The organism is Sinorhizobium prairiense, from assembly GCF_029201645.2.
GTDB lineage: Bacteria > Pseudomonadota > Alphaproteobacteria > Rhizobiales > Rhizobiaceae > Sinorhizobium > Sinorhizobium meliloti_A.
The window spans coordinates 1,248,947-1,265,007 of the sequence record NZ_CP104133.1; the positions used below are offsets into that span (position 1 = coordinate 1,248,947).

At 63.1% G+C, this 16,061-nt stretch carries 16 protein-coding genes and 1 pseudogene; 6 read left to right on the top strand and 11 right to left on the bottom strand.

All coding sequences use genetic code 11. The annotated features are described in order from the left end of the window. Window positions 1-76: 76 nt before the first annotated feature. The 5 genes from N0Q91_RS29200 to N0Q91_RS29220 form a co-directional block, all read right to left on the bottom strand. Entirely contained in the window at window positions 77-1,180 is a 1,104-nt protein-coding gene (locus N0Q91_RS29200) for a sulfate/molybdate ABC transporter ATP-binding protein (RefSeq protein WP_275598968.1), read from the bottom strand. A 15-nt stretch (window positions 1,181-1,195) separates the two neighbouring features. Beyond that, a complete protein-coding gene (cysW, locus tag N0Q91_RS29205) occupies window positions 1,196-2,071 on the bottom strand; it encodes a sulfate ABC transporter permease subunit CysW (protein ID WP_275598969.1) in 876 nt (291 codons plus the stop codon). Beyond that, window positions 2,061-2,927 carry a sulfate ABC transporter permease subunit CysT gene (gene cysT / locus N0Q91_RS29210; protein ID WP_180980771.1) on the bottom strand — a complete coding sequence of 289 codons (867 nt, stop codon included), beginning with the start codon at window positions 2,925-2,927 and terminating at the stop codon, window positions 2,061-2,063. The genes cysW and cysT overlap by 11 nt, the downstream gene beginning before the upstream one ends. Beyond that, a complete protein-coding gene (locus N0Q91_RS29215; RefSeq protein WP_275598970.1) occupies window positions 2,924-3,949 on the bottom strand; it encodes a sulfate ABC transporter substrate-binding protein in 1,026 nt (341 codons plus the stop codon). Before N0Q91_RS29215 ends, cysT begins: the two co-directional genes overlap by 4 nt. 265 nt (window positions 3,950-4,214) lie before the next feature. After that, window positions 4,215-5,273 carry a D-TA family PLP-dependent enzyme gene (locus N0Q91_RS29220; RefSeq protein WP_275598971.1) on the bottom strand — a complete coding sequence of 353 codons (1,059 nt, stop codon included), beginning with the start codon at window positions 5,271-5,273 and terminating at the stop codon, window positions 4,215-4,217. A 157-nt stretch (window positions 5,274-5,430) separates the two neighbouring features. On the opposite strand from N0Q91_RS29220, the gene N0Q91_RS29225 reads away from it, so the two are divergent. The 6 genes from N0Q91_RS29225 to N0Q91_RS29250 all read left to right on the top strand — a co-directional run bounded on the left by N0Q91_RS29225 (window position 5,431) and on the right by N0Q91_RS29250 (window position 9,722). Beyond that, complete coding sequence (locus N0Q91_RS29225; protein ID WP_102762326.1) at window positions 5,431-6,273, top strand: transporter substrate-binding protein; 843 nt, start codon at window positions 5,431-5,433, stop codon at window positions 6,271-6,273. 63 nt (window positions 6,274-6,336) lie between these two features. Beyond that, window positions 6,337-6,999: an amino acid ABC transporter permease gene (locus N0Q91_RS29230; RefSeq protein WP_026168824.1), complete on the top strand. Its 663-nt coding sequence runs from the start codon at window positions 6,337-6,339 to the stop codon at window positions 6,997-6,999. A gap of 5 nt (window positions 7,000-7,004) precedes the next feature. After that, window positions 7,005-7,664, top strand: a complete 660-nt coding sequence (locus tag N0Q91_RS29235) for an amino acid ABC transporter permease (protein ID WP_275598972.1) — start codon at window positions 7,005-7,007, stop codon at window positions 7,662-7,664. 13 nt (window positions 7,665-7,677) lie between these two features. Then, window positions 7,678-8,445 carry an amino acid ABC transporter ATP-binding protein gene (locus tag N0Q91_RS29240; RefSeq protein WP_275598973.1) on the top strand — a complete coding sequence of 256 codons (768 nt, stop codon included), beginning with the start codon at window positions 7,678-7,680 and terminating at the stop codon, window positions 8,443-8,445. 36 nt (window positions 8,446-8,481) lie between these two features. Then, window positions 8,482-8,865: a RidA family protein gene (locus tag N0Q91_RS29245; protein WP_275598974.1), complete on the top strand. Its 384-nt coding sequence runs from the start codon at window positions 8,482-8,484 to the stop codon at window positions 8,863-8,865. Beyond that, complete coding sequence (locus N0Q91_RS29250) at window positions 8,862-9,722, top strand: IclR family transcriptional regulator (protein WP_275598975.1); 861 nt, start codon at window positions 8,862-8,864, stop codon at window positions 9,720-9,722. Before N0Q91_RS29245 ends, N0Q91_RS29250 begins: the two co-directional genes overlap by 4 nt. A 41-nt stretch (window positions 9,723-9,763) precedes the next feature. Here N0Q91_RS29250 and N0Q91_RS29255 read toward each other — a convergent pair whose 3' ends face one another. The 6 genes and pseudogenes from N0Q91_RS29255 to N0Q91_RS29280 form a co-directional block, all read right to left on the bottom strand. Further along, window positions 9,764-10,846 (bottom strand): ABC transporter ATP-binding protein, encoded by a 1,083-nt coding sequence (locus N0Q91_RS29255; protein WP_275598976.1) that lies wholly within the window; start codon window positions 10,844-10,846, stop codon window positions 9,764-9,766. Continuing rightward, window positions 10,843-11,783, bottom strand: a pseudogene (locus N0Q91_RS29260) (PfkB family carbohydrate kinase). Before N0Q91_RS29260 ends, N0Q91_RS29255 begins: the two are co-directional and overlap by 4 nt. Beyond that, a complete protein-coding gene (locus N0Q91_RS29265) occupies window positions 11,780-12,805 on the bottom strand; it encodes an SIS domain-containing protein (RefSeq protein ID WP_275598977.1) in 1,026 nt (341 codons plus the stop codon). Before N0Q91_RS29265 ends, N0Q91_RS29260 begins: the two are co-directional and overlap by 4 nt. Further along, window positions 12,802-13,647: a carbohydrate ABC transporter permease gene (locus N0Q91_RS29270; RefSeq protein WP_018097139.1), complete on the bottom strand. Its 846-nt coding sequence runs from the start codon at window positions 13,645-13,647 to the stop codon at window positions 12,802-12,804. The genes N0Q91_RS29265 and N0Q91_RS29270 overlap by 4 nt, the downstream gene beginning before the upstream one ends. After that, on the bottom strand, window positions 13,647-14,528 hold the full coding sequence (locus N0Q91_RS29275; protein ID WP_275598978.1) for a carbohydrate ABC transporter permease: 882 nt from the start codon (window positions 14,526-14,528) through the stop codon (window positions 13,647-13,649). Before N0Q91_RS29275 ends, N0Q91_RS29270 begins: the two co-directional genes overlap by 1 nt. 244 nt (window positions 14,529-14,772) lie before the next feature. Further along, entirely contained in the window at window positions 14,773-16,011 is a 1,239-nt protein-coding gene (locus tag N0Q91_RS29280) for an extracellular solute-binding protein (RefSeq protein ID WP_275598979.1), read from the bottom strand. Window positions 16,012-16,061: the final 50 nt, after the last annotated feature.

Consider the following 16,061-nt stretch of genomic DNA (forward strand, 5'->3'; position numbering starts at 1 on the left):
ACCGATTAATTCGGCAGATCAACGCCCGGCTTCCGGACCGGGCGAATCCGCGCTTTCACAGCCCGGGTTCACCGCCTCACGTGCCGGTGGCCGCGAGCACCGGCGCCTCCGCCTCTATCGGCGGTGCCTCCTTTTGTCCGCCCTTGCGGAATAGCTTCCATCGCGTCGGCCGGAAGGCGATGCGCGTGTGGTCCGTGGAGGCGGCGCGTTCCGGCGGCAGCTCGATCTCGACCGGAGGGTGCGTACGTCCGAGGTCGAGTTCCAGATGCCGGGTGCCCGCCACGCGCCGGCTGGCCGTGACGAGGCCGGCGAGGCAACCGCCGCAGCCGTCGATGAGTTCCACGTCGTGCGGCCGGAAATAGAGGGTTGCGGCGCCGTCCGGTTCGTTCCCGGCACGAAGGCCGATCGGGCGGTCCTCATGCCAGATTTCGCCATTGGCGAGGGTGACGTTGAGGCAGTTGGACTGGCCGATGAAGCCGTAGACGAAGGGCGAGACCGGATGGTCATAGATCTCGTCGGGCGTGCCGACCTGCTCGATCGCGCCCTTGCTCATCACGACGACGCGGTCGGCAAGCTCGAGTGCTTCCTCCTGGTCGTGAGTGACGAAGATCGTGGTGTGGCCGGTGCGATCGTGGATTTCGCGCAGCCACCGCCTCAGCTCCTTGCGCACCTGCGCATCGAGCGCGCCGAAGGGCTCGTCGAGGAGCAGAACGTTGGGTTCGACGGCCATGGCGCGGGCGAGTGCGACGCGTTGGCGCTGCCCGCCCGAAAGCTGGGCAGGGTAGCGTTTCTCCAGCCCGGAGAGTTGCACGAGTTCCAGCAGGTCGAGCGCCCTGCGGCGGATGTCGGCAGCCGCCGGCCGCCGTTTGGCGGGCCGCACCTTCAGACCGAAAGCGACGTTGTCGAGCACCGTCATGTGGCGGAAAAGCGCATAATGCTGGAAAACGAAGCCGATGTTGCGCTCCTGCACGGTCTTCTTCGACGCATCCTCGTCGCCGAAGAAAATCGTGCCTTCGGTCGGGCTTTCGAGCCCGGCGACCAGCCTGAGCAGCGTGGTCTTGCCGGAGCCGGAGGGGCCGAGGAGCGCGATCAGTTCACCCGAGCGGATGTCGAGGGAAACGTCGTCGAGCGCGGGAAAACGGCCGAATTCCTTGCGAATATTCTGAACGCGGACTTCCATGGAGGTCTGGACCTTTCAGTGCCTGCGGCTGGCAGCGATCTCGTCGCTGTAGCGAAGTTCAAGAGCAGTCTTCAAAACGAGCGTTACCAGCGCCAGGAGCGCCAGGAGCGCCGCCACCGCGAAGGCCGCGACGAAATTATATTCATTGTAGAGGATTTCGACCTGCAACGGCATGGTGTTCGTTTGCCCGCGAATATGGCCGGACACGACCGAGACCGCACCGAATTCGCCCATGGCGCGGGCATTGCAGAGAAGCACGCCGTAGAGCAGGCCCCATTTTATATTGGGAAGCGTCACATGCCAGAAGGTCTGCCAGCCGGTGGCGCCGAGCGAAAGTGCCGCCTCCTCGTCGGCCGTTCCCTGTTCCTGCATCAGCGGGATCAATTCACGCGCGACGAAGGGGAAGGTCACGAAGACGGTGGCGAGCACGAGACCCGGAACGGCAAAGAGGATCTGGATGCCGTAGCTTTGCAGGATCGGTCCGAGCGCGCTATGAGAGCTGAATAGCAGCACGAAAACGAGGCCGGAGATCACTGGCGAAACGGAGAAGGGCAGGTCGATCAGCGTCGTCAGGAACGCCTTGCCCTTGAACTCGAATTTCGCGATGGCCCAGGCGGCCGCCACCCCGAAGATGAGATTGAGCGGCACGGCGATCCCCGCGACGAGCAGTGTCAGACGGATCGCGGAAAAGGTCTCGGGATCGCCAAGCGCCGTGAAGAACTCCATCGCTCCTTTGCGGAACGCCTCGATGAACACCGTGGCGAGCGGCAGAAGCAGGAAGAGCGCGACGAAACCGAGCGCAACGGCGGTGAGGACCACGCGCGAAAGCCGCGTTTCCGACGTTGCAGCCGTCACAAGCGTATTGGAAGCGTAGCCGGCATCATGCGCCATAACCATATCTCCGTCTGCTCCACGCCTGGATCACATTGATGACCAGCAGCATCATGAAGGAAAGCAGGAGCATTACCGCGGCGATCGCGGTTGCTGCCGGATAGTTGAATTCCTCGAGGCGGATGACGATCAGAAGCGGCGCGATCTCCGAGACATAGGGAAGGTTGCCGGCGATGAAGATCACCGAACCATATTCGCCGACGCCGCGGGCAAAGGCGAGTGCGAAGCCGGTCAACCCCGCAGGCAGGAGACCGGGCAACAGGACCCGGCTGATCGTCTGGAAGCGGGTGGCGCCGAGGGTCGCAGCCGCCTCTTCGACTTCCTTGTCGATCTCTTCCATGATCGGCTGCACGGTACGCACGACGAAGGGCAAGCCGACGAAGATCAGCGCCACGACGATCCCGGCCGGAGTGAAGGCTATCTTGATGCCGAGCGGAGCGAGCAGCGAGCCGATCCAGCCGTTCGGCGCATAAAGCGTCGTGAGCGCAATGCCGGCGACCGCGGTCGGCAGGGCGAAGGGCAGATCGACCATGGCGTCGATCACGCGCTTGCCGGGGAAGCGATAGCGCACGAGAACCCAGGCGAGGAGCACGCCGAAGACCAGGTTGACAACGGCGGCGATGAAGGCCGTGCCGAAGCTGATCGTCAATGCGTTGACCGTGCGCTCGTCAAGCGCCAGTTCCACGAATTTCGACCATCCGAGGCCGCTCGAGCGCCACAGCAGTCCGGAGAGAGGAATGAGAACGATGATGGTGAGCCATGCCAGCGTGACGCCGAGCGCCAATCCGAAACCCGGAATGACGCTCGGCTGCCGAAACCGCCACCGCGTGTTGCTGCGAGCGGCCATCGATATCATTGCCCCGGCCTGTAGATCTGATCGAAGACCCCGCCATCCCCGAAGAATTTCGGCTGAGCTTCCTTCCAGCCGCCGAAGTCGTCGATCGTGACGAGCTTCAATTCGGCGAAGCGCGCGGTGTCCTTGGGATCCGCCAGTTCAGGCTTGAACGGCCGGTAGTAGTGTTTGGCCGCGATCTTCTGCCCGACATCGCTGTAGAGATAGTCGAGATAGGCCTCGGCGACCTTGCGGGTACCCTTGCTGTCGACGTTGCCATCGACCAGCGCAACGGGGGGCTCCGCCTTGATCGAGATCGACGGCGTGACGATGTCGAAATCGTCGGGGCCCAGCTCTTCCAGTGACAGATAGGCTTCGTTTTCCCAGGCCAGCAACACATCGCCAAGGCCGCGCTGGACGAAGGTGGTCGTCGCGCCGCGCGCGCCGGTGTCGAGAACCGGCACATGCTTGAAGAGCTGCGCCACATATTCCTGCGCCTTCGCATCGTCCCCGTTATTGGCGGCACGTGCCCAGGCCCAGGCGGCCAGGAAGTTCCAGCGAGCGCCGCCCGAAGTCTTCGGGTTGGGCGTAATTACCTGCACATCCTCCCTGACGAGATCGCCCCAATCCTTGATGCCTTTGGGGTTGCCCTTGCGGACGAGGAAGACGATGGTCGAGGTGTAGGGCGCACTGTTGTTATCGAAGCGGGACTTCCAATCGGCGGGAATTTTGCCGCTTTCCTTGGCGATCGCGTCGATATCCGCTTCGAGGGCCAGCGTCACGACGTCGGCCTCCAGCCCGTCGATGACCGAACGGGCCTGCTTGCCGGAACCGCCATGCGATGTCTGGATCGTCACGGTTTCGCCGGTGTCGGCCTGCCATTTTTCGGCAAAGGCCGCGTTGAATTCCTTGTAAAGTTCCCGAGTCGGGTCGTAGGACACGTTCAGGATCGTCGTGTCCGCAGCCGCGAGGCCAATTGAGCCAAGCTGCAGGCTTCCGACGATAAGCGCTAATTTGACTATTCCGGCAAGACTATTCGAGCTCATTTCGACCTCCATCTTTTGCCAGATAAAGCTATCGATTTGGTAGACTACTTCAACGCAAACTTATGACGCCTGGAGGCGGTTTCTTGAAAAGTCCTGTCAATATGCGAGCTGCTGAAAGAATGCCGTGCCCGTTATCGGTCTTGGCTCTCTGCCGCCGATAAAATAGCACGACATTTTAGAAATGCACTAAAATTGTGGACTAATGGTTTTCGGCTCCCCAGCGGGCTCTTAAGGCTCACGGGCGCCGTCGTGACCGGGAGCCCGCTCAAAGGACGCGGCCGCGGGCGACGACCGTCCATGTTCCTTTTGGCATGCCGCTCTCGATGACGTGGACCGCGTCGACCATGTTGGTCACGACGCAGGCATGGTTCGGAACGATGCGGACCTGTTCGCCGACCTTTAGCCCGATCGGACCGTCCGAGACGAGGCGGCCATGCTCCTCGGAGAGCTGATCGATACGTATGTCGTCGCGGCCGAGCACGTGGCCGTAGCCGGTGAGACCCAGCAGGTCGGAGGTCAGGACCTTGCTGCCGGCATCGATGATCGCCCGGTTTTCGCTGGGAACCGAGACCACGGTCGCGAGAACGGTGAGGGCGCAGTCGTCCCATGACGCCACGCCCCGGGCAACCAGCGACCGGTCGTTATAGATATACGTACCCGGCCTGTGCTCGCTCGCTATCGGCGCCTCGGCTGCCTGCATCATACCGGGCGTGCCCCCTGATGTAATGCAGGGAACTTCGAGCCCCTCTGCCTCGATCAGCCGCTTCGCATCGCTCATGAAGGTCTGGACGCGTGCGGCGCCATCGGCCGGCGGATAGGTCATCAATCCGCCGAAGCGCAGTCCCGGTGCCTCGGCTATGCGCCGGGCAAGGCGCGCCGCCTCGGACGGTGTCCCGACGCCGCAACGATCTGCCCCGGTGTTGCATTCGACAAGTACGGTCAAGGGCTTGCCGGCATCGGCGAAGAAAGCTGCGAGCCCGTCGACGACGGTCGCATTGTCCGCGACGACGCTGACCGTCACCTTTTCCCTGAGTCGCGCGAGCCGCGCGAGCTTCTCGGTCCCGAGGAGGTTGTAGGTGATCAGCACATCCTCGATCCGGGCGCTGCCGTCGACCATCGCCTCCGCCTCCGTCACCTTCTGGCAGGTGATGCCGATCGCCCCTGCATCGAGCTGCAGCTCGGCCATCTGCGGAAGCTTGTGGGTCTTTATGTGCGGGCGCACGCGGATGCCGTTCCGGTCGGCATAGGCTTGAAACGCAAGGACATTGCGCCGGGCGATATCGAGATCGACCAGCACGGCGGGGGTTTCGATCGGCAGTGTCATGCGGGCATTTCCTCGATGCGAAGTGGATCGGCGGCGAATGTAGCCGATCCTGCTTGACAAGTAATGGCCCAAGGCATTTGATGGGTCAATCCGTTATTCAGGACGCATGTCCATTATACCGGAATATATGAGTGGGAGCGAAAGGGGAGGTCTTTCAATGATCAGCAAATTCACGGTCGCCGCGAGCGTCATCGCGGCCGTGCTGGCGGCTATGCCGGCGCAAGCACAACAGGCATCGAGCAAGCTCGACGAAATTCTGAGCCGCGGCCATCTGATACTCGGCACCGGCAGCACCAACGCGCCGTGGCATTTCAAGAGCGCCGAAGACAAGCTCCAGGGTTTCGACGTCGACATGGGCCGCATCATCGCCAAGGCGCTCTTCGGGGACCCGGAGAAGATCGAGTTCGTCAACCAGTCGTCCGATGCCCGCATTCCGAACATCACCACCGGCAAGGTCGATATCACCTGCCAATTCATGACGGTTACCGGGGAACGCGCTCAGCAGATCGCCTTCACTATCCCTTACTACCGGGAAGGCGTCGGCCTGATGCTGAAGGCGGACGGCGAGTATGCCGATTATGAAGCGCTGAAAGCTGCCGGCTCTTCGGTGACGATTTCCGTATTGCAGAACGTCTATGCCGAGGACATGGTCCATGCGGCCTTGCCGGAGGCGACGGTCGACCAGTACGAATCCGTCGACCTGATCTATCAGGCGCTCGAATCCGGCCGCGCCGATGCCGCCGCCACCGACCAGTCCTCGCTCGCCTGGTACATGACCCAGAACTCGGGGCGCTATAAGGACGCCGGCTATGGCTGGAACCCGCAGACCTATGCCTGCGGCGTCCGGCGCGGTGATCAGGACTGGCTGAACTTCGTCAACACGGCGCTGCACGAAGCCATGACCGGTGTCGAATTCGATTTCTATGCGAAGTCGTTCAAGACCTGGTTCGGCAAGGACCTCACCCCGCCGCAGATCGGTTTCCCCATCGAGTACAAGTGAGCCCTGCCAATGGCGGCTCCGCCTCTTGGTGGAGCTGCCTTGTTCCACGAAACGGCTGCTTCCATGACATATTCCTTGAACTTCGCGGCCGTGTGGCGCTCGTTCGACCTGCTTCTCGAAGGTCTGGCGCTCAGCCTCGGCCTTGCATTTGTCGCGATCCTCGCGGGTTGCGTGATCGGGTTGATCACGGCCTTTGGGCTCGTTTCCAGAAGGGCATTGCTGCGCAAGCCTGCCGGGCTCTACGTCACCGTGATCCGCAACACGCCGATCCTCGTCCTCGTCCTCTTCAGCTATTTCGCGCTTCCTGAACTCGGAGTCCGTCTCGGCAAGATCGAGAGCTTCGTCGCGACGCTTGCAATCTACTCGGGGGCCTACCTTGCCGAAGTGTTTCGCGGCGGCCTCATCGCCATACCGCCGGGGCAGCGCGAGGCGGGGCTCGCGATCGGGCTTACGGAGATGCAGATACGCACGTCGATCATCATTCCGCTGATGCTGCGCAGCGTCCTGCCGTCGCTTAGCAGTACGATGATCTCGCTCTTCAAGGATACCTCGCTCGCCGCCGCGATCGCGGTTCCGGAACTCACTTTCGAGGCACGCAAGATCAACGTCGAGACCTTCCGCGTCATCGAGACCTGGATCGTTGCGAGTTGCCTCTATGTCGCGACCTGCTCGTTGCTGGCCGCGCTTATGCGCGCCGCCGAGCGGCGTCTTGCAGTGCCGAGGTGACCGTCATGGATTTCTCGTTTCTCGACCAGCTCTGGCTTGCCCGGATACCGCTCCTCAAAGGGCTCGGCGTCTCCGTCTCGATATCGTTTCTCTCGATCGTCGTCGGCACCGTGCTCGGTGTCTTCGTCGGTCTGGCGCTCGTCTACGGGTTTCGTCCCTTCAAATGGGTCGTGCGCGGCTACACCGATTTCATCCGCGGCACGCCGGTGCTCGTCCTGGTGCTCGCGAGCTACTACGTCCTGAGCACGATCGGCATCGATCTCGGACCGTTCCAGGCCGGTGTTCTGGCCCTTGCCGTCTTCTGCAGCTCGCATGTCGGCGAACTGGTGCGCGGCGCGCTGCAATCGATCCCCAAGGGGCAGACCGAAGCCGCCAAGGCGATCGGTTTGACCTTTGCGCAAACCTTCGCCTATGTGCTCGCCCCGCAGGCTTTGCGGCAGGCACTTCCTGCCTGGGTCAACACAGCGGCCGAGATGGTCAAGGCATCGACGCTGCTTTCGATCATCGGCGTGAGCGAGTTGCTGTTGCGGACGCAGGAAGTGATCTCCCGCACCTTCATGAGCCTCGAATTCTATTTCTTCGCAGGCTTTCTCTATTTCGTCATCAATTACGGCATCGAGCGCTTTGGCCGTTACGTCGAGCGCAAGACCGCCGTTCCATCGTGAGGCTCGCAATCCGATGACCAATCTTCTCGAAATCCGCGATCTTCACAAACGCTACGGCACGGTCGAGGTGCTGAAGGGCGTCGATTGCTCGATGCGCCAGGGGGAGGTGATCAGCATCATCGGCTCCAGCGGCTCGGGCAAGACGACGATGCTTCGCTGCATCAACATGCTGGAGGAGTTTCAGGGCGGCACGATCGCCATCGACGGCCAGGAGATCGGCTACGAGACGGCAGGAGGCGCCCGCCGGCGCAAGTCCGAGCGGGAGATCGCCCGTCAGCGCGCACTGACCGGCATGGCCTTTCAGCAGTTCAACCTGTTTCCGCATATGACCGCCGCGGCCAATGTCATGCTCGGGCTTGTCAAAGTGAAAAAGATGAGCCGCGACGAGGCGAGGGTGCTTGCCGAGAGATGGCTCGACCGGGTCGGCCTGCTCTCGCGCAAGGATCATTATCCGGGGCAGCTTTCCGGCGGCCAGCAGCAACGCGTGGCGATCGCCCGTGCCATCGCCATGAATCCGAAGCTCATGCTCTTCGACGAGGTCACTTCGGCGCTCGATCCGGAGCTCGTCAACGAGGTCTTGCAGGTCATCAAGGGTCTCGCCGAGGATGGGATGAGCATGCTGATCGTCACTCACGAGATGCGCTTCGCCTACGAGGTCTCCTCCCGGGTGATCTTCATGAACCAGGGGCGCATCGGCGAGGAGGGGGACCCGCGCGAGATGTTCCTGAAACCGAGGACTGAACGCCTGGCCGAGTTTTTGAAGACCTCGACGTTCAACTGAGCAAGCAATGAATTTGATGAAGAAGTGGAGTGAAGCGTGACGATCAAGCGTTATGGAACGGGCGAAACCGGTGCGGGCAAGCAGCCCCTGCCATTTGCACGCGCCGTGGAGGCGAACGGGTGGCTCTATGTTTCCGGTCAGGTCGCCATGGAGGCGGGCGAGATCGTCGGCGGTGGAATCGTCGCGGAAAGCCGCAAGGCGATCGAGAACATGATCGCAATCCTGGACGAAGCCGGCTATGGGCTCGAAGATGTGGTGCGTGTCGGCGTCTGGCTCGACGACCCCCGTGACTTCTGGACCTTCAACGGCGTCTATGCGGAGTATTTCGGCGCCAACCCGCCGGCCCGCGCCTGCGTCCAGTCGCGCATGATGGTCGACTGCAAGGTCGAAGTTGACTGCGTCGCCTACAAGGCTAATTGAGGTCAATTCTGAAGGACCGGAATAGAAGCGGCAAGGAGGGCGCGGTGGCCGAGGCGGAAGACACGATAAATCGCAGGGCCAGGGGTCTCGACCGGGCTTTCGAAATCCTCGATTTCCTGCGTCTGCAGCGTCAGCCCTTGCGCCCCAACGAGATCGCGCAAGGGATTGGCGCGCCGCGTTCGTCGGTCTATGAGCTCGTCAACCTGCTCGTCCGCCAGGGGGTCATCGAATATCGCGGCGATGACGGCCGCGTCTTTCTCGGGCGCAAGCTCTATTTCCTCGGCGCGGCCTATGCCGAACAGTTCGACCTGATGCGCGAAAGCGAGCATCTTCTGGGGCGGATCGCCGAGGAGACGCGCGAGACGGCGCAGATGTGCCAGCTCGAAGGCGACAAATATGCCGTCGTTCTGATGAACGAGGGGAGCCGCCCGTTCCGAATCTCCACCAATATCGGCGAACCGGTCGCCATTCCGTGGACCGCATCCGGCCGTCTCCTGGTGGATCACATGAGCGACGAGGAAATCCTGGCCTTCATACCGCAGGAGGATTTCGTCCTGCCGGATGGCACGCGCCTCGAGCCCTCCGAATTCATCGCTCAAGTCCGCAAAGCCAAGAAGGAAGGCTATTTCACCTTCAACAGCATCGTCGACAGCTTCACCCATTGCTTCGCCGTCCCGGTCTACGACGCGGAAGCGGTCTGCATCGCGACGCTCTGCCTCGTCGCACCGAAAGAGGATGGTCTACGCAATCGCGAGGCCTATCTCCGCGTGCTGATCGACGGAGCTGGCGAGCTCTCCGAGAAGCTTGGCTATCGCCGCGACCGGGAGGCTTCTGCACGAGCGGCTGCCGGACGGTGACAGCCGCCTCCGCATCTGGTGGTGGTAGATCGCCCTTCTCTCTATTCCATTCTGAGCGAACGGCCGCTTTCCGGATCGAACAGATGCAGAGCCGTCTCGTCGAAGGTGAAGGCATGAGCCGATCCCATTCCGACTGCCGTGCGCGGCGGCAGGCAGGCGGTGATGCGCTGTCTGCCGACTGTGGCCGTGGTCACGAGTTCCGGCCCTGTGAGTTCCACAACCTCGACATGCGCGGTCAATCGCCGAGCCTCTGACCCGGCTGCGAGCCGCAATGCCTCCGGACGAATGCCGACCTTCACGCGCCGTCCTGCCGAGGCGGCCCCGCTAAAGGCTGCCGGCAGGGGAAGCACCTCCTCGCAGCCGTCGAGCTTCAGGCCGTTTGCGGTCACCTCGGCGTCTAGAATGTTCATCGGCGGCGAGCCGACGAAGCCGGCGACATAGAGTGTCGCGGGGCGGTCGTAGACCTCTTCCGGCGTGGCGAGCTGCTCGATGCGGCCGTCGCGCATCACGGCAATGCGGGTTGCGAGCGTCATCGCCTCGATCTGGTCGTGGGTCACATAGACGACCGTCGTCTTCAGCATCTGGTGCAGGCGTTTGAGTTCGGTGCGCATCTCCATCCGGAGCTTGGCGTCGAGGTTCGACAGCGGCTCGTCGAAGAGGAACACCTCGGGGTTGCGCACCAGGGCCCGGCCGATCGCGACGCGCTGACGCTGGCCGCCGGAAAGCTGGCCCGGCTTCCGATCGAGCAGGTTCTCGATCTGCAGCAGCCTTGCGGTGTCGCGCACCGCCTTGTCGCGCTCGGCCGGCGGCACGCGGCGCATTTCGAGGCCGAAACCGATGTTTCGGGCGACGCTCAGGTTCGGATAGAGAGCATAGGACTGAAACACCATCGCGATGTCGCGATCCTTGGGATGAACTCCCAGGACCGAACGCTCGCCGATCAGGATGTCGCCGCCGCTCGGTTCGGCAAGCCCGGCAATGATGTTGAGCAGCGTGGACTTGCCGCAGCCGGAGGAACCGAGCAGCACGAGGAACTCGCCGCTTTCGAGCGCGATGTCGATGCCCTTCAGCGTTTCCACTTCGCCGTAGCGCTTGCGGATGTTGCGGATTTCGAGAGCGCTCATCGCCTGGATTCCTCGAGAAAGGCAGAAAGGGGCTTGCCGTAGCGGCGCGGAAGGGTGGAGATCGCTTCCGAGGCGATCGTAACCCCGGTCTTGAGGCAAGCTTCGAGCGGCATGTCGGCGGCGAGTGCCGCCAGGAAGCCCGCATTGAAGACGTCGCCGGCGCCGATCGTATCGACGACCTGAACCTGCGGCGCCGGCACGGAAAAATTCCGCCGTCCCGATCGATGGCGAGCGCTCCATTGGGGCCGCGCTTGACGACGACGATGGCGTCCGCAGGCATTTCGCCCTTCAGGGTCAGCGCGGCTTCGGCCGGATCGGACAGACCCGTAAGCGTGGTCGTCTCCACCTCGTTGAAGAGGGCGCAATGACAGCGTTTCAGCCAGCCGAGCGTCTTGAGCCGGTTGGTCTCCGTCCAGCCCTCGAGCGGCCACCCGGTGTCGAGACCCACTGCGATGTCGTGGGCGTCCGCCCAGTCGAAAAGCGCGTCGTAGGCAAGGGTGAGCGCGTCCGTCAGGAAGGAACCGGAAAGCAGCGCATAGCCGCCTCGAAGTCGGTTGCCGTCTAGCATCGAGTGCACTTGCGGGAAGCTGAACAGCGGCAGATGGCCGCGCGTCGTGAAGAAGGTGCGTTCGCCATCCGGGTGGGTGATGCCCACCGAAAGCGTCGTGCCGACCGCTTCCACCGGCCAGTCGTGCGAGCGCTTCCCGAACGCCTCCTTCAGCCAGGTGCCGAACTGATCGTTGCCGACATTGGCCGCAATCACATAGTCCACGCCGAGCGAATCCCAGGCAAGAGCGTTGTTGCCGGCGCAGCCGCCGACGCGCAGTTCGTCATGATCGACGATGACCTCGGTGCCGGGCTTCGGCCAGGGTTCGGCCGGGCCGAGTATCAGATCGACGTTGACGTTGCCGATGGCTGCAAGCGGACGCATCGTCATTCGCTCCGGGTGACCTTGGTGGATCGCACCGGCGTCCCGGCGTTTTCGACGCGGGCGTCGGCAAAGGCGATCATCAGGGATTGCGCGACCGGAAGCATGGCGAGGATCGCGGCCATGCCGGCCGCCGGCTTGAAGGGGATTGTCGTGGCACCCGCGGCCGGAGGCTCGCCCGATGCGTCGAAGACGATAACCGGCGAGCCGGCTTCGGCTGCCGAGGTTGCCATGGCTCCGACGAGCTTGGCGGTCGGATCGGCGGCGCGGAAGAGGACGACGCCGACAGAAGGCCCCAGCATTTCCATCGGCCCGTGGCGCAACTGCCCGCCTTCGAGCGAAAAACAGGGCAGACGTGAGAGTTCCGTAAGCCCAAGGGCGATCGCTTCGGCGAGCCCCTGCAGTTTGCGGCCGGAGGTGACGATCGCGCCGACATCGGCGAGCGTCGCGAGCGCGCCGTCGATTGCCGGCGCCTGGGGATCCTTGAGGGCGTGAAGTGCGTCGGCCGGATCGGCGCCGAGGGCGGCGAGGACCGCCAGGTGCAGCGCAAAGGTCACCGTCAGGCTGCGCGTGGCCGCAAAGGCCCGCTCCGTCCCGCCTGATCCCACGAGCGAAGGCACGGCCTTGGCCAGGAATGCGTCCTCTTCGAGCGTCAGCCCGAATGTCTCGCTTGTGCCGCCGTCCGTTTCGCGGAACCAGCGCAGCACTTCCGCGCTTTCGCCCGATTGTGAAGTGACGAGAACGGTCTTGCCTTCGATCGATAGCGGCTCGCCGAGCTGTTCGGAAAGCGGGACGGCGACCGCCTCGATGCCAAGGGCGCGATAGAGCGGTTCGACGGCGCGGCCGACGGCATGCGAACCGCCCATACCGAGAAGTAGGAGTCGGCCCGTCGCTTTCAGCGATGCGGCGATCCGCCGCGCTGTGGCCGTCGCTCTCTCGTAGGAAGCGATCGCGTCGACATGCTGGCGCGCCATCTCCCGGTCGATTGCAATGAGCCCTGCCGGGCGGTCCTTCGATATGCTCATGGTCATCCCTTGACGCCGCCGCTGGTGAGCCCGGAAATCAGGGCTCTTTGCATGATAAGGCCGATCAACACCGGAGGCAGGGCGGCAAGGACCCCGGCGGTTGCGATCAGCCCGTAATCCGAAACACGGCCGCCGGCGAGGTCGGCGATGGCGACCGTGAGGGTCTTGGCGCGCTGGTCGGAAGTGAAGAGCAGCGCGTAGAAGAATTCGTCCCAGGCGAGCAGGAAGGCAAAGAGCGCCGAGGTCGCCATGACAGGGGCGGCAAGCGGCAGCGTCAGGAGCCTCAGGATCTGGTCCAGCCGCGCGCCGTCGATCATCGCCGCGCTCTCGATCTCCCGCGGTATGGAATCGAAGCCCGATTTCAGGAGCCATGTCGTGAAAGGGGCGAGAATGGTGAGGTAGACGAGCGCCAGGCCGAAGACGGAATTGAGCAGGCCGAAATAGGCAAGACCCATATAGAGTGGCACGGCAAGGGCGACCGGCGGCAGCATATAGGTGGCGATTACGGCATAGAGCGACCAGGCGACGGCCGGCGTGCGCGACACGGCCCAGGCGGCCGGAACGGCAACGACCACAGCGGCGAGCGTCGCCATTCCTGCGACCTTGAGGCTGTTCAGGAGCGAGGCGATGAAGGCCGCACCGGCACTGTTCTCGACAGCCGACAAAAGCGTGCGGTACCGCGAGAGGTCGATGTCGCTCGGCCACCAGGCCAGCGGTTTGGCACTGAGGTCCGCGGCAGGCGAAATGCTCATGATCAACAGCCAGGCGACCGGCGCGAGGATGACGACGGCCAGAAGCAGGGCACTCGCATGGATGAAGACGGAAAAGAGGGGGCTTTGGCGTTCCATCACGAAGCTCCGGCGGCCTTTCGAAGGAGCGCCGCATAGGCGGCGGCAAGGATTGTCACGAGCAGGGTGACGATGAGTGCAAGCGACGCGCCGGAGCCGGCGCGCTGGAAGGAAAACGCTTCCTGATAGACGAGGATCGAGAGCGTGCGCGTGCTGTTTGCCGGTCCGCCGCGCGTCATCACCCAGATGATGTCGAAGACCTTGAAGGCCTCGATAGTCCGCAGCACCAGCGCCACCAGCAGCGGGCCGGCGAGATAGGGCATGATGACGAAGCGGAAACGGTTGAACGGACCGGCCCCATCGACGAGCGATGCAGCGGTGATGTCGCGCGGCACGGCCTGGAGCGCAGCGAGTGCGATCAGCGCCACCAGCGGAAAGTTCTTCCAGCAATCCGCGACGATCAGCGCGGCAAGCGCCGTTCCCGGCTCGCCGAGCCAGGAGCGATAGCTGTCGAGGAGGCCGACCTGCGTCAGCGCGGCATTGAGCGCGCCATACTCCGGATTGTAGATGAGCCGCCAGAGGGTCGCGTTGACCACCGTCGGCAGTGCCCACGGCAGGATCATCAATGCACGAAGCGCCGTTCGCCCGCGGAATTGCTGGTTGAGAAGGAGCGCGGCAAGGACGCCGAGCACCATTTCTGCGGCAACCGAAATGACTGCGAACCAGGTCGTGGTGACGAGTGCCCGCTGAAAGTTCGATCCGGTCAGCATTTTGATGTAGTTCGCCGGTCCGATGAAACCGCCCTCGGTGCCGACGAGCTTCGCATCGGTGAAGGAGAGCCGAACGGTGTCGACGAGCGGCCAGCCGATGACAGCGGTCATCACCACGAGGAGCGGCAACATCAGAAGCCAAGCGCGCGTCGAAATCCAGGTGCCGGTCATGAATGGAAACCTCTTCTTCGGTAGCTACCGGCAATACGCAATCAGGACCCTCATTCCTGTGCCTGTCACAGGAAACCAGCCAGCCCAGGTTCCTGGGCTGAAAGCTCCTTCAGCGCCGCAGGCGCGGCGCCGAAGGATCGCTGTGACAAGCACAGGAATGACGAGGAAACGCCGTCGCCGCACCGACCGCGCGCTGGGGCGCCGGCCCGGACGGCGAACGCGTCCGCGACCGATCGAGCCGTCATCAGAGACCGCTGTTCTCGGCGGCACTCTTCAGGGCATCTTCCGCAGAAGACTGGCCGAGCAGTGCTTCCTGGATCGCCTGCTGCAGGGCGGTCGAGAGCTCCTGATATTTCGGCGTCGTCGGGCGCGGATACATGGCGGCAAGTCCACGCTTGGCGGCAGCGATCAGTTCCTCCTGGCCCTTCGTCACTTCGGGGTCCTCATAGGAAGAGGCCCAGATCGGGAGGCTCAGCTTGGCATAATCGTTCTGCGTCTCCTGCGAGGTCATATGGACGATGTATTTCCAGGCTTCTTCGGGGTGCTTGCTGGTCGCGGTGATGCCGAGCCCCATGGAGCCGTTGACCGCCGAAACCTCGCTCTTGCCGGCAGCGCCCGGGGCAGGAACGACGCCCACCTTGCCGGCCACCTTGCTCTCCTTGGGATCGTTGGCGAGATTGTACATGTAGGTCCAGTTGAGCGCGAAGGCGGCTTCGCCGTTCTGGAAGACCTTCCGTACGTCCTCCTCGAGGAATTCCTTCGAGTTCGGGTTGGTGAGCCCCGACGTGTAGCTCGTTACCATGTAGTTCAGCGCATCGAGCCCGCCGCCGGTGGTGAAGGCCGGCTTGCCGCCGTCGAGGAATTTGCCGCCATAGGCGCTGACCAGCGTCGTGTAGTCGCAGATCGCCGCTTCCGCCTGAGACCAGCTCCAGGCGATCGGGCTTTCGAGCAACCCCTTGTCCTTGATCGCCTTGGCTTGCTCGGCAAGTTCCTCCCAGGTCTTCGGCGGTTCCTTGATACCGGCTTTGTCAAGGATTTCCTTGTTGTAGAAGAGATACTTCGTGTCGAGGATCCACGGCATTCCGTAACGTTTGCCGTCATATTCCACGGTCGTCCATGCTCCCGGCAGGACGCCTTTGTTCATCTCGTCCGTGACGCGGTCCGTGACGTCGAGGAGGACGTTGTTGGCCGCGTATTCGGCAGGCCAGATCACGTCGAAGAGGACGACGTCATAGCCGCCGCCGGAACCCTGGGCGAGCACCGTCTTGTCGTGCAGTCCCTCGTAGGGAACGAATTCGAGATTGACCTTGATGTCCGGGTTGGCCTTGGCGAAAGCCTCCGTCATGGCGCGGACATCGGCCTCGCTATAAGCGGCCTGTGCCATGAACAGCGCGTTCAGCGTCGTTTCGGCCTGGGCATGGCCGGTGAAGCCAGCCCCGATGAGCGTCGCGCCGATCAAAGCGTTGCGGGTGGATTTCAACATTGTCGCCTCCAGTAGCTGACCGTTGCAGTCTTCGCGGCGCGCCTGCGCGC